13 protein-coding genes and 1 tRNA gene are annotated in these 11,957 nt (G+C 66.6%); all 14 read right to left on the reverse strand.

What is annotated here, in order from left to right; all coding sequences use genetic code 11:
• Positions 1-701: 701 nt before the first annotated feature.
• Positions 702-787, reverse strand: a tRNA-Leu gene (locus FJY73_12375).
• 79 nt (positions 788-866) lie between these two features.
• Positions 867-1,271: a preprotein translocase subunit SecG gene (gene secG, locus FJY73_12380; protein MBM3321463.1), complete on the reverse strand. Its 405-nt coding sequence runs from the start codon at positions 1,269-1,271 to the stop codon at positions 867-869.
• Positions 1,272-1,304: 33 nt separating this feature from the next.
• Positions 1,305-2,168: a triose-phosphate isomerase gene (locus tag FJY73_12385; GenBank protein ID MBM3321464.1), complete on the reverse strand. Its 864-nt coding sequence runs from the start codon at positions 2,166-2,168 to the stop codon at positions 1,305-1,307.
• Complete coding sequence (locus tag FJY73_12390) at positions 2,086-3,279, reverse strand: phosphoglycerate kinase (protein MBM3321465.1); 1,194 nt, start codon at positions 3,277-3,279, stop codon at positions 2,086-2,088. The genes FJY73_12385 and FJY73_12390 overlap by 83 nt, the downstream gene beginning before the upstream one ends.
• Positions 3,280-3,316: 37 nt before the next feature.
• Positions 3,317-4,324 carry a type I glyceraldehyde-3-phosphate dehydrogenase gene (gap, locus tag FJY73_12395; protein ID MBM3321466.1) on the reverse strand — a complete coding sequence of 336 codons (1,008 nt, stop codon included), beginning with the start codon at positions 4,322-4,324 and terminating at the stop codon, positions 3,317-3,319.
• Between the two features lie 192 nt (positions 4,325-4,516).
• The gene (locus tag FJY73_12400) at positions 4,517-5,416 is read right to left on the reverse strand and encodes a hypothetical protein (protein MBM3321467.1); all 900 of its coding nucleotides are present in this window, start codon (positions 5,414-5,416) and stop codon (positions 4,517-4,519) included.
• 110 nt (positions 5,417-5,526) lie between these two features.
• Entirely contained in the window at positions 5,527-6,381 is an 855-nt protein-coding gene (gene rnc, locus FJY73_12405; protein ID MBM3321468.1) for a ribonuclease III, read from the reverse strand.
• Between the two features lie 24 nt (positions 6,382-6,405).
• Positions 6,406-7,653: a beta-ketoacyl-ACP synthase II gene (gene fabF, locus FJY73_12410; protein MBM3321469.1), complete on the reverse strand. Its 1,248-nt coding sequence runs from the start codon at positions 7,651-7,653 to the stop codon at positions 6,406-6,408.
• Positions 7,654-7,687: 34 nt separating this feature from the next.
• Entirely contained in the window at positions 7,688-7,924 is a 237-nt protein-coding gene (acpP, locus tag FJY73_12415) for an acyl carrier protein (protein MBM3321470.1), read from the reverse strand.
• Between the two features lie 41 nt (positions 7,925-7,965).
• The gene (fabG, locus tag FJY73_12420; GenBank protein MBM3321471.1) at positions 7,966-8,706 is read right to left on the reverse strand and encodes a 3-oxoacyl-[acyl-carrier-protein] reductase; all 741 of its coding nucleotides are present in this window, start codon (positions 8,704-8,706) and stop codon (positions 7,966-7,968) included.
• A 42-nt stretch (positions 8,707-8,748) separates the two neighbouring features.
• Positions 8,749-9,684, reverse strand: coding sequence for an ACP S-malonyltransferase (gene fabD, locus FJY73_12425; protein ID MBM3321472.1), 936 nt, complete (start codon positions 9,682-9,684; stop codon positions 8,749-8,751).
• Entirely contained in the window at positions 9,684-10,649 is a 966-nt protein-coding gene (locus FJY73_12430) for a ketoacyl-ACP synthase III (GenBank protein ID MBM3321473.1), read from the reverse strand. Before FJY73_12430 ends, fabD begins: the two co-directional genes overlap by 1 nt.
• A 13-nt stretch (positions 10,650-10,662) precedes the next feature.
• Positions 10,663-11,676 carry a phosphate acyltransferase PlsX gene (gene plsX / locus FJY73_12435; protein MBM3321474.1) on the reverse strand — a complete coding sequence of 338 codons (1,014 nt, stop codon included), beginning with the start codon at positions 11,674-11,676 and terminating at the stop codon, positions 10,663-10,665.
• A gap of 17 nt (positions 11,677-11,693) precedes the next feature.
• Positions 11,694-11,870, reverse strand: coding sequence for a 50S ribosomal protein L32 (gene rpmF / locus FJY73_12440; protein ID MBM3321475.1), 177 nt, complete (start codon positions 11,868-11,870; stop codon positions 11,694-11,696).
• Positions 11,871-11,957: the final 87 nt, after the last annotated feature.

Below are 11,957 nucleotides of genomic sequence, written 5' to 3' on the forward strand. Positions count from 1 at the left end.
GCCCGACCTTCGGAAGCCTCTCGCGCACTGAGACCGAAATCCTCTCCGGATTCCGCATCTCCGCGAGAGTCGGTATGCGGATTCCCCTCTCGCGGCATCTCCGCACCGTGTTCCTGCGCACCGCTTGGTCAATCGGGCCGATGATGTCCACGAGGCCTCCCCTTCAATCAAACCGGATGGGCGACAACGGAACGAGAATAAGCGGACATCCGCGGAAAGAGAAGAGCGAAGAGAGCGTGCATGCCATGCGCCCCGCAGGGCGCCGGCGGAGAAGAAATCCGTTGCGAGGCTTGTCTCCGCAAAATGAAGGGTCGAGGTCGCGCGAGCTTTCGTCGCGCCCCGCAGGGCGCCGGCGGAGAAGAAATCCGTTGCGAGGCTTGTCTCCGCAAAATGAAGGGTCGAGGTCGCGCGAGCTTTCGTCGCGCCCCGCAGGGCGCCGGCGGAGAGGAAATCCGTTGTGAGGCCTGTCTCCGCAAAATGAAGGGTCGAGGTCGCGCGAGCTTTCGTCGCGCCCCGCAGGGCGCCGGCGGAGAGGAAATCCGTTGTGAGGCCTGGCGGAGCGTGGCGAGAACCCGCCTTGGACGAGGAGCTCCCGGAAGCGTAGCCCCAGCGCTACGCTGAGGAAGCGACGAAGGAAAGGCGGGTTCGCAGCCCGCGAGCGCAGGCCGCAGCAGGATTTCCTCTCCGTCGGCGCCCTGAACTGGTGCCGGGGGCGGGATTCGAACCCGCACAGGCGTCGCCCACTGCCCCCTCAAGACAGCGTGTCTACCAATTCCACCACCCCGGCACGAAAGCGCATGGATCCAAACCGATGCTAACCGCAAGGCCTTCGGAAGTCAACGCCCTCTCCGGGGCGCCCGTTCGGCCTACTCCGTCTCTCCCGCCCCCGCCACCGGAGCCTCGGCCTCCCCCTGCGGCGCCGCCGCCTCAGGGATCCCCGCCTGCGGGAGACCGGTCTCCGGGAGCCCTTGGGAAGGAACGGTCGCGCGCCCTTCCTGTTCAAGCGCCCTCCGGATCGCGCTGTCCGCTTCCGCGGTCCGCTGCCGGCTGAGAACCGTAAGGGTGAGCGAGGTCAGCATGAAGACGATCGCGAGAACGGTCGTCGTGCGCGAGAGGAAGGTCCCCGCCCCGCGCCCGCCGAAGACCGCTTGCGTCGCGGCGCCTCCTCCGAACGCTCCGGCGAGCCCGCCTCCCTTGCTCGACTGGAGGAGAACCACCACGACGAGCAGGATGCAGTTGATGATGTGGATGCCCGTGAGAAACGCCGTCATGTCGAAGCCCCGTCCTTCCGTATCAAGGATAGTTTATGCTGAAATGATCTCCGTGAACAACGCCGCGTCGAGGCTCGCGCCGCCGACGAGCGCGCCGTCGATTTCATCCTTCCCGAGAAGCTCCGCCGCGTTCGACGGCTTCACGCTCCCTCCGTAAAGGATGCGGATCGAACGCGCCGCTCCTTCCCCGAAAAGCTCGCCGAGAACGCCGCGCGCGAAGCGGTGCATCTCCTCCGCGTCGCCGGCGGTCGCGGTTCGCCCGGTGCCGATCGCCCAGACCGGCTCGTAGGCGACGACCAGCTTCTCCTCGGCCTCGCGTGCGCCGACGCCGGCGAGCGCTTCGCGGAGCTGCCTCTCCACCACCTGCTTCTCCTCGCCGCGCAATCGCTCCTCTTCCTTCTCGCCGACGCAGAGGATGATCCCGAGACCGAGATCGACCGCCCGCCTCGCCTTCCCCCGGACAATCGCGTCGGTCTCTCCGCTCTCCCTTCTCTCCGAGTGGCCGACGATCGCGCGCGCGCACCCGAGATCGAGGAGCATCTCCGCCGAGACCTCGCCGGTGTGCGCGCCCGGCGCGTGGGGAGAGACGTCCTGCGCGCCGAGGAGCACCGGGCTCCCCTCGATCGCGGCGCGCACCGCCACGAGATACGGGAAGGGGGGCGCGAGGAGCACCTCGCGGTCCGTATTCCTCTCCTCGGCGAAACGGCGCACTTCTCCGGCGAGACGCGCGCTCGTTTCGCGCGTCAAGTTCATCTTCCAGTTTCCGGCGATCAGCTTTCTTCGCACGCGAAGTATCTCCAAGCCCGCGCGCAGCCTATCGGTCCGACAGGGCGGCGATCCCGGGAAGCTCCTTCCCCTCGACGAACTCGAGAGACGCCCCACCGCCGGTCGAGACATGCGACACGCGCGAGGCGACCCCCGCCTCGTGCAAGGCGCGCACCGTGTCGCCTCCCCCGACGACCGTAACCGCTCCCCGTTCGGTCGCCTCCGCGAGCGCGCGCGCGAGGCTCTCGGTTCCCCGCGCGAACGGCTTCATCTCGAAGACGCCCATCGGGCCGTTCCAGAAGACCGTGCGCGCCGATCCGATCTCCGCTGCGAACGCCGCTGCCGTCTCCGGTCCGATATCGGCGATCCGCCACCCCTTCTCGACGTCTCCCACCGGAACGACCCGCGTCTCCGCGTCCTCCTCGAGACGATCCGCGACGAGCGCGTCTCTTGGAAGGAGCATCTTGCGCGCTCCATCCGACTCGAGCAGCTCTCTCGCCATCCCGATCCGGTCCTCCTCCAGGAGCGAGTCGCCGATCTCAAGACCTCGGGCGGCGAAGAACGTCCCGCACATCCCGCCCCCGATGAGGAGGCGATCGACCGTCCCCGCGAGGTTCCGGATCACGTCGATCTTCCCGCTGATCTTCGCCCCCCCGAGCACGGCGACGAACGGACGCTGCGGGTTCTCGAGAAGCCGGGAGAGATAGTCGATCTCCTTCTCCATGAGAAGCCCGGCGGCGCGCACCGGAAAGTGCGCGGTCACTCCCGCGGTCGATGCGTGCGCGCGGTGCGCCGTCCCGAACGCGTCGTTCACGTAGACCTCGCCGAGCGAGGCGAGACGCGCGGCGAACGCCCGGTCGTTCTTCTCCTCCTCCGCGTGAAAGCGGAGATTCTCGAGAAGAAGAACCTCGCCCGAGCGGAGCGACCCGGCCGCAGTCTCCGCCTTCTCGCCGACGCAATCCTCCGCGAAGCGGACGGCCGCTCCGGGGAGAAGACCCGCCAAGTGCTTCGCCACCGGCGCCAGCGAGAAGACCGGATCGACCTTCCCCTTCGGCCGTCCGAGATGGCTCATGAGAACGAGCGAGCCCCCCCGGTCGAGAACGTACCGGATCGAGGGGAGCGAGGCGCGAATCCGCTCGTCGTTCGCGACCGTCCCGTCCTTGCCCATCGGGACGTTGAAGTCCACCCGCATGAGGACGCGCTTGCCGCGCACATCCGCGTCGTGAAGGGTCATCTTCTTCATCACCGGTCCTCCGGATGGAGCGCTCTCGCGATCGGGTTTAGAACGCGCCCGCCACCTTGAGGCTCATGTCCACCATGCGGCACGCGTACCCGTACTCGTTGTCGTACCACGAAAGAACCTTCGCCATGTTCCCCCCGAGAACGGCGGTCGAGAGACTGTCGACGATCGAGCTCGCAGGGTTTCCAATCACGTCGACCGACACGATCGGCTCGTCGCAATAGACGAGATATCCCCGAAGCGGAGAGCTCTCTGCAGCCGCGCGGATGGCTTCGTTAATCTCGGCGGCGGTCACCTCGCGCGAGAGGAGCGCCACGAGATCGACGAGGGACGCGTCCGCCGTCGGCACGCGCACCGCCATCCCGTCGAGCTTCCCCTTGAGCTCGGGCAGGACGAGCGAGACGGCCGAGGCGGCGCCCGTCGTCGTCGGGATCATCGAGAGCGCGGCCGCGCGCGCGCGGCGAAGATCCTTGTGGGGAAGATCGAGAATCCGCTGATCATTCGTATAGGCATGAATGGTCGTCATGAATCCTTTTTGGATTCCGAAGTTGTCGTGCAGGACCTTCGCCACCGGCGCGAGACAGTTCGTCGTGCAGGAGGCGGTCGAGATGATGTGGTGTTTCTCCGGATCGTACGAGGCGTCGTTCACGCCCATCACGATCGTGATGTCCGGATCCTTCGCCGGGGCGGAGATGAGAACCTTCTTCGCTCCCGCCTCGAGGTGGCGGGACGCCTCGTCCCGTTTCCGGAACTTCCCCGTCGCCTCGATGACGACGTCGACGCCGAGATCCGCCCACGGAAGCCGCGAGGGGTCCTTCTCCGCAAACACCCGGATCTCGCCCCCGGCGACGCGGATCGCGTTCCCTTCCCCCTTCACCGTCTCGTTCAACACCCCATGCACCGAGTCGTATTTGAGGAGATGCGCCAAGGTCGGCGCGTCCGTGAGATCGTTGATCGCGGCGAAACGGATGTTCGGGTCCCTGTACGCTCTTCGAAAGACGAGTCGGCCGATCCGGCCGAACCCATTGATACCGATCGTGATCGCCATCATTCCTTCCTTTCCGCAGAAAGGGTCTCCAAGAAAGGACCCCGCGCGCTCCCACCCGGGGTCCGGATCGCCTGGTCGGAATCAAACATAATACGTTCCGGAGCCGTGCCCGTCAACCCCGATGAAGCCCGAACAAGGAGCTTCGCGGCCTTGCCACGAGAACAGGCGCTGATGCGGCTTAGAAGGTCGGCGTCAACGAACCGCGGGGAGCGTGATCGTGACCGTGGTTCCGCGGCCGGGCTCGCTCGCGAGCGCGATCGTGCCGCCCGCTTCCTCGACGATCCGCCGGCACGTGGTGAGGCCGAGCCCCTCCCGACCGGCTCCCTTCGTCGTGAAGCCGGGCTCGAAGAGGCGCGGGAGATCTTGCGGCGCGATGCCGCGCCCTTCGTCGCGGACGCGGAGGACGATCCGTCCGGTCGACGGATCGACTGCGGTCGAAACGCGGATGCGGCCGCCCTCCCCCTTCCGGCGGCCGACCGCGTCGGCTGCGTTGGCGAAGAGCGAGAGAAGAAGCTGATGCCAGCGAGGCGGGTCGAGGAAGACCGCGGGGAGATCCCCCCCGAGGTTGGTCTCGAACTCGATGTTCTCGTACGGCGCGAGAAGCCTCACGAAGGAAACGGTGTTCCGGACGATCCGGTTCAGGTCGCTTCGCATCGACTGCACCGGCTGCTCGGAGAAGTCGGTGAGCCGGAGGGCGAGCACCTCCACTTGCCGGAGGTACTCCCTCGCGAGCGCGGAGTTCGCGAGCGCCTTCTCCCGATCGCCCGCCCGGAGGGAGATGTCGATCAGCTCGAGCCGCGTGGAGGCGAGCGCGAGGAGGTTGTTCAGCTGATAGCCGACCTCGGCCGTTACGCGTCCGAGGGCGGTGAGACGGATCTCTCGCGTCTCCGGATCCGCGTTCACTGCCCTCGCGGCTGCGGGAGCTTGGCGCTCCTCGAACCGCGCGAGGCATGCGGAGATCTCGGCCGCGATCTTGAGGAGGCGCTGCTTGGTCGCCACCTCTCTTTCGGTCTCGCCGAGCTTCCCCTGCGTCGCGAGCTCGCGAAGATCCCCGACGAGCGCGAGCGTCTCCCGAATCTCCGAACGCGCCATCGCCTCCCCCCATAGACAGGTTTGCCCCGCTCTCCTCGTATCGACCGGAGGAAAGCGGGGCTTTAACCTGAGAGATGCGCGCGTTTCCGCCGCGAGGACCCAAAGCCTACTCAGCTGCGCTCGGGCTGAGAAGGCCCGCGATCCCCTCGGCGCGGCCTTCGGGAGCGGCGCCGATACCGCGGCCTCTCCCCGCGGCCGCTCAGGCGCTCGAGCGCTGCGCGCGCAGCCGCCTGCTCCGCATCCTTCTTCGTCTGCCCCCTCCCTTGCCCGATCACCTGCCCGCCGACCGAGACGTCGACCTGGAACGTCTTCTGGTGGTCCGGCCCCATCTCCTTGCGGATTCGGTAGACCGGGTGCAGCTTTCGTTCGCTCTGGACCTTCTCTTGGAGAAGGCTCTTGTAGTTCAGGTGATCCTCGTTCTCCGTGATCTCCCGCATCTCATCGAGGATGATCCGCCGGATGAACCGCGCGGCCGCGGGGAGCCCCTGGTCGAGGTAGATCGCCCCGATCACCGCCTCGAGAGCGTCCGCCGTGATCGACGCCCGCGTGCGCCCTCCCGCCTCGCTCTCGCTTGCCGAGAGGAGCAGATAGCGGCCGAGCCCGGTCTCCTCCGCCTTCTCGGCGAGAATCTGCCGGCTCACCACGAGCGACTTGATCTTCGTGAGGTTCCCTTCGTTCTCCTCCGGATGCTTCCGGTAGAGATGCTCGTTGACGACGAGCCCGAGCACGGAGTCGCCGAGAAACTCCATCCTCTCGTTCGACTCGCCGCGCAAGGAGGCTCTTCCGTTCAAGAACGAACGATGAATCAGCGCCTGGTTCAGAAGCGCGAGATCGCGGAAACGAACGCCCAGCCTCTCTTCCAGTTGGCGAAGGGTCTCTCGGCGCTTGGCATGCAGGGTTTGCGTGTCAACGGAAGCGGATGAGTTCCTCCGAAAACGGAACCATTGCTTGATCTTTTCCAACATAAGTTCGGTCTCGCTTCATCACCCTCATGATTCGAACCTCTTGACAAGCAAACTGACGTTGTGGCCTCCGAACCCGAGGGAATTGGACAATGCCGCCCGGATCCGGACCTCGCGCGCCTTGTTGGGAACGTAGTCGAGGTCGCATTCCGGGTCAGGGTGTTCATAGTTGATCGTCGGCGGGATCACGCCATTCTCCACCGCCAGAACGGTCGCGACGAACTCGATTCCTCCGGCCGCGCCCAGAAGGTGGCCGGTCATCGACTTGATCGAGTTCACGAGGATCCGGTCCGCATGGGCGCCGAAAACGCTTCGGATCGCGTGGCTCTCGATCTTGTCGTTGAGCGGGGTCGAGGTCCCGTGGGCGTTGACGTGGCCGATCGCGTCGAGCGGCAAGGCGCCCTCGCGCACCGCGAGCATCATTGCCCGCGCGGCCCCCTCCCCCTCCGGCGTCGGGGCGGTGATGTGGAAGGCGTCGCCGGTCGATCCGTAGCCCGCGATCTCCGCGCGGATCCTCGCCCCGCGTTTCTTGGCGTGTTCCAGCGATTCGAGCAGCACGACCCCGGCCCCCTCGCCGATGACGAAACCGTCCCGCTCGCGGTCGAACGGACGGCTTGCGTGCGCGGGGGCGTCGTTTCGGGTCGAGAGAGCCTTCATGGAGGAGAAGCCTCCGATCGACATCATCGTGATGCTCGCCTCGGCGCCGCCGCAGAGGATGAGGTCCGCGTGCCCCGCGTGGATCAAGCGGAAACCCTCCCCGATCGCGTGAGCGCCCGAGGAACACGCCGAGACGGGGGAGAAGTTCGGACCGCGCGCGCCCGCGCGGATCGAGACCATTCCCGACGCCATGTTCGCGATCATCATCGGGATGAAGAAGGGACTGATGCGCCCCGGTCCCTTCTCGATCAGAAGCCGATGCTGGGCCTCGAACGTCTCCATCCCGCCGATGCCGCTCCCGATGAGAACGCCGAAGCGGTCGCCGTCGACGCGGGCCGTGTCGATCCCCGCGTCCTGGACCGCTTGGTCGGCCGCCGCGATCGCGAACTGCGTGTAGCGATCCATGCGGCGCAGCTCCTTCGGCGGCACGTACTTCGTCCCGTCGAAGTCCTTCACCTCCGCGGCGAATCGGACGTCGAATCCCGACGCGTCGAACCGCGTGATCGGTCCGACGCCGTTCTTGCCGGCGACGAGAGCTTCCCACATGGTCGTCGCATCGTTTCCGACGGGAGAAACCGCTCCCAGGCCGGTCACGACGACGCGCGCTTCGTTGTTCATAGATCCTTCCGAGCGGGCGAGGGAATCTCCCCGCCTACTTCGACGCGTGCTCCTTCAGGTAGTTCACGGCTTCCCCGACCGTGGTGATCTTCTCCGCCTCCTCGTCGGGGATCTCGACGTTGAACTCCTCCTCGAGAGCCATGACGAGCTCGACGGTATCCAAGGAGTCCGCGCCCAGGTCATCGATGAAGCGCGCATCCGGCGTAACCTGATCCGCGCCGACGCCGAGCTGCTCCATGATGATCTCCCGCACTCGATCTTCGTAAGACATGTCTTCTCTCCTCCTCCCGCCTGCGCCATGCGGCGGGTTCTTCATGCCATGACCATTCCGCCATCGACGTGAACGACTTGTCCGGTGACATACGCGGAGGCCGGCGAAACGAGAAACGCCACGATCTCCGCCACGTCTTGGCTTTCGCCGAGCCTCTTCAGGGGGATCAGATCCATCAACGACTGGCGAGCCTTGTCGGAAAGAACATCGGTCATCGCCGTTCGAATGAAACCGGGGGCGACGGCGTTTACCGTGATGGAGCGCGAGGCGAGCTCCTTCGCCACCGCCTTCGTGAACCCGATGATCCCCGCCTTCGACGCGGCGTAGTTCGCCTGTCCCGCGTTTCCCATCACGCCGATCACCGACGCGATGTTGACGATCCTCCCGCCCTTCGCCTTGAGCATGAGACGCGACACCGCCTTCGTGAAGTTGTAGGTCCCCTTCAAGTTCACCGCGATGACTGCGTCCCACTCCTCCTCCTTCATGCGAAGGAGAAGAGCGTCCCGGGTGATCCCGGCATTGTTGACGAGGATATCAACGCCGCCGAGCTTTTCCACCACTTTTTCGACGCAAAGGTCGACCGCCGCAGCGTCCGCCACGTTCACCCGGAGCGCGACGGCGCGCCTCCCGAGCCCCCGGATCTCCCCCGCCGTCTCCTCTGCCTTCTCCTCGTTGACGTCGACGACCGCGATGTCCGCCCCCATGCCCGCCAGCGTGAGCGCGATTGCCTTGCCGATGTTCTGCGCCGCGCCGGTCACGAGGGCGGTCTTCCCCTCCAGCACTCCCGCCGCCCAGGATGTCCGCTCGTCTTGTTCCATCTCTTCCTACTCCTGCTTCGAGGCGACCGCCTTTCGGAACGACTCGGGTCCGTCCACGCTCTCCACCTCGAACGCGCGGTCGATCTTTCGCGCAAGCCCTTGCAGCACGCGCCCGGGCCCGACCTCGTAAAAACGCGCGAAGCCTTCCTCCCCCATCCGGCGCATCGATTCCTGCCAGCGGACCGCCCCTCGGAGCTGGCGGACGAGCGCGTCGCGGAGATCTTCCCCTCGAACGAGCGGAACCCCGTCCACGTTGACGACCACGGGGACCTCGGCGTCGCGGAACGGCGTGGCCCGGAGCGCCTCCTCGAGACCTTTCGATGCGTGCGCCATCAACTCCGAATGAAAGGCGCCGCTCACGGGTAGCGGAAGGGCCCGCTTCGCGCCCCGCTCGGACGCGAGCCGCATCGCCTTCTCCACCGCCGCCGGCTCTCCGGAGATCACGAGCTGCCCTGGCGCGTTGAAGTTCGCCGGCTGCACGACCCCGACCTCCTCCGCCTCGCGGCAGATCTGCACGACCTCCGCCTCGGCGAGCCCCATCACCGCCGCCATCGTGCCGGGACGCGCGAGGCCCGCCTCGAACATCAGCTCCGCCCGCCGCTTCACCGCGGCGATCGCGTCCTTCGGCTCGAGGACCTTCGCCGCGACGAGCGCCGAGTACTCCCCGAGGCTGTGGCCCGCGACGATCCCGGGTCGGATCCCCTCCTTCCCGAGAAGGCGGAGAAGCGCAAGGCTCACGACGAGGATCGCGGGCTGCGTGTAGCGCGTCTCGCGGAGCGTCTCCTCCGGACCCTCGAAGGCGAGCTTCGAGAGAGGATATCCCATGATCGCGTCCGCGCAATCGAAGACCTCGCGCGTCTCCGGATACTCGTCGGAAAGGCTCTTCCCCATGCCGACGTACTGCGATCCTTGACCTGGAAAGAGAAATCCGAGGCTCGTCATCACACCCTCGCGATCGCGGCCGCCCATGTGAAGCCGCCCCCGAAAGCGACCAACCCGATCAGCATGCCCGGCCGGCAGTGCCCGCCGCGGACCGCCTCGTCGAGCGCGATCGGGATCGACGCGGCCGACGTGTTCCCGAAGCGCTCGAGGTTCACGTATACCTTCTCGCGCGGCACCTCGAGCCTCTTCGCCACCGCCTCCATGATGCGGATGTTCGCCTGGTGCGGGAAGAGCCAGTCGAGCTCCGGACCGGTGTGGCCCGCCTCCTCGAGCGCCCGAAGACCCGCGCCGCTCATGTGGGTCACCGCATGCTTGAAGACGTCGCGGCCGGTCATGTGGATCTTGTGCTTCTTCTTCTCCACCGACTCGACGGTCGCCGGCATGCGGGAGCCGCCCGCCGGTTGATGGAGAAGCTCCCAGAGCCTCCCGTCGCTTCCGAAGTTGATCGAGAGGATCCCGCGATCCTCCTCGCACGCGCCGATCACGACCGCCCCGGCGCCGTCGCCGAAGAGGACGCACGTGTTTCGGTCCTCCCAATCGACGATCTTGCTCAGCGTCTCGGCGCCGATGACGAGCACCCGGCGCGCCTGGTCCGTCTCGATGAGCCCCTTTCCGAGCGCCATCCCGTAGATGAATCCGGAGCACGCGGCGCTGACGTCGAAGGCGGCCGCGCGGACCGCGCCGATGTTCGCCTGCACGATGCACGCGGTGGAGGGGAAGAGCATGTCGGGCGTCGCCGTTCCGAGGATCACCGCATCGAGATCGGCGGGAGAGATCCCCGCCGCCTCGCACGCGCGAAGCGCCGCGGGGGAAGCGACGTCCGAAGTCGCCTCGTTCTCCGCGGCGATGTGCCGGACGCGGATCCCCGTCCTTGTCATGATCCACTCGTCCGTCGTGTCCACGATCTTCGCCAGATCGTCGTTCGTCAGAAGCTTCTCCGGGACATAAGCCCCGGTCCCCAGAATGCACGTTCGCCGCTTAGTCAACCGCCACCTCGTCGTAGGCCCGGGTTCTCTTTCCGATCTCCCGGCTGATGTCGTACCGAACGAAACGGCTCGCCGTTCGCACCGCGTTCGCGATGGCCAGGGACGAAGAACGGCCGTGGCTAATCATGCAAACCCCGTCGATCCCGAGGAGAGGAGCCCCCCCGTATTGTTCGTAGCTCAATTGATCTTTCAAGTGCGAAAGAGTCGGCTTGAGGAGCGCGGCGCCGATCTTCGCCCTCGGGTGGCGCGCGATCTCCCCTTTCAGGAAGCCGAGGATCATCGCGACCATCCCTTCGGCGAACTTGAGGATCACGTTCCCGACGAAACCGTCGCAGACCGCGACATCGACCTCTCCCCTGAACATCCCGACCGCCTCGACGTTCCCGGCGAAATTGAGGCTGCTCTTCTCGAGAAGCGGAAACGCCTCGCGCGTGAGGTCGTTCCCCTTCGTCGGCTCCTCCCCGATGTTGAGAAGGCCGACGCGCGGGTTCTCGCGCCCGAGGATCTTCTCGGCGTAGACCGCGCCCATGTGGGCGAACTGGACGAGATCGGTCGGGCGGCAGTCCTTCGTGGCGCCGATGTCGAGGAGAACGAAGCCGTCCTTCTCGTTCGGGACGAACGTCGCGATGGCGGGGCGGCGGACGCCCGGTAGGCGCCCGAGGATGAGGAGAGACGCGGCGACGACCGCGCTCGTGTTCCCCGCGCTCACGAACGCGTCGGCTTTTCCCTCCTTGTGAAGCTGAAGCCCGCGCGCGATCGAGGAGTCGCGCTTTCGCCGGGAGGCGGCGGCGCCGTGCTCCTCCATCTGGATCGTCTCGCTCGCGTGCTCGACCTCCACGCGGGGGTCGAAGTCCCCGTGGACGGCGAGCTCGCGGCGGATCCGCTCCTCGTCGCCGACGAGGATGACCCCGACCTCCTCGGAGTTCTCGCGAAGGAACCGCGCGACGCCGGCCGCCACGGTTCCGACGCCCGAGTCCCCGCCCATCGCATCAACGGCGATCCGCAAGTCGCGTCCCCCGCGTCTTACTCGACGATGACGACCCGTCGTCCTCGGTAGTAGCCGCAATGCGGGCAGATGCGGTGCGGCGGCTTCGGCTGTCCGCAGTGGGAGCAGAGAGTCGGCCGCACCACGGCGAGCTTCTGATGCGTGCGTCTCTTCCTCTTTCGGGCTTTCGAGATACGCCTCTTCGGCAGACCCATGACTAGTCCTTCTTTCCGAGGTTCCGGCTCAGGTTGCGGAGGGCCTCCCACGCGGGATGTCCCTCCTCGATGCGGCAGCCGCAATCC

It is taken from the genome of Candidatus Eisenbacteria bacterium, from assembly GCA_016867715.1.
Classification (GTDB): domain Bacteria; phylum Orphanbacterota; class Orphanbacteria; order Orphanbacterales; family Orphanbacteraceae; genus VGIW01.

What these genes read in the sequence shown, in the direction of transcription:
- rpmF (MBM3321475.1), bottom strand. Translation starts at nt 11,870, where the DNA reads ATGGGTCTGCCGAAGAGGCGTATCTCGAAAGCCCGAAAGAGGAAGAGA.
- FJY73_12390 (MBM3321465.1), bottom strand. Translation starts at nt 3,279, where the DNA reads ATGAAGAAGATGACCCTTCACGACGCGGATGTGCGCGGCAAGCGCGTC.
- acpP (MBM3321470.1), bottom strand. Translation starts at nt 7,924, where the DNA reads ATGTCTTACGAAGATCGAGTGCGGGAGATCATCATGGAGCAGCTCGGC.
- gap (MBM3321466.1), bottom strand. Translation starts at nt 4,324, where the DNA reads ATGGCGATCACGATCGGTATCAATGGGTTCGGCCGGATCGGCCGACTC.
- fabF (MBM3321469.1), bottom strand. Translation starts at nt 7,653, where the DNA reads ATGAACAACGAAGCGCGCGTCGTCGTGACCGGCCTGGGAGCGGTTTCT.
- rnc (MBM3321468.1), bottom strand. Translation starts at nt 6,381, where the DNA reads ATGTTGGAAAAGATCAAGCAATGGTTCCGTTTTCGGAGGAACTCATCC.
- FJY73_12385 (MBM3321464.1), bottom strand. Translation starts at nt 2,168, where the DNA reads ATGTCTCGACCGGCGGTGGGGCGTCTCTCGAGTTCGTCGAGGGGAAGG.
- FJY73_12400 (MBM3321467.1), bottom strand. Translation starts at nt 5,416, where the DNA reads ATGGCGCGTTCGGAGATTCGGGAGACGCTCGCGCTCGTCGGGGATCTT.
- secG (MBM3321463.1), bottom strand. Translation starts at nt 1,271, where the DNA reads ATGACGGCGTTTCTCACGGGCATCCACATCATCAACTGCATCCTGCTC.
- fabD (MBM3321472.1), bottom strand. Translation starts at nt 9,684, where the DNA reads ATGACGAGCCTCGGATTTCTCTTTCCAGGTCAAGGATCGCAGTACGTC.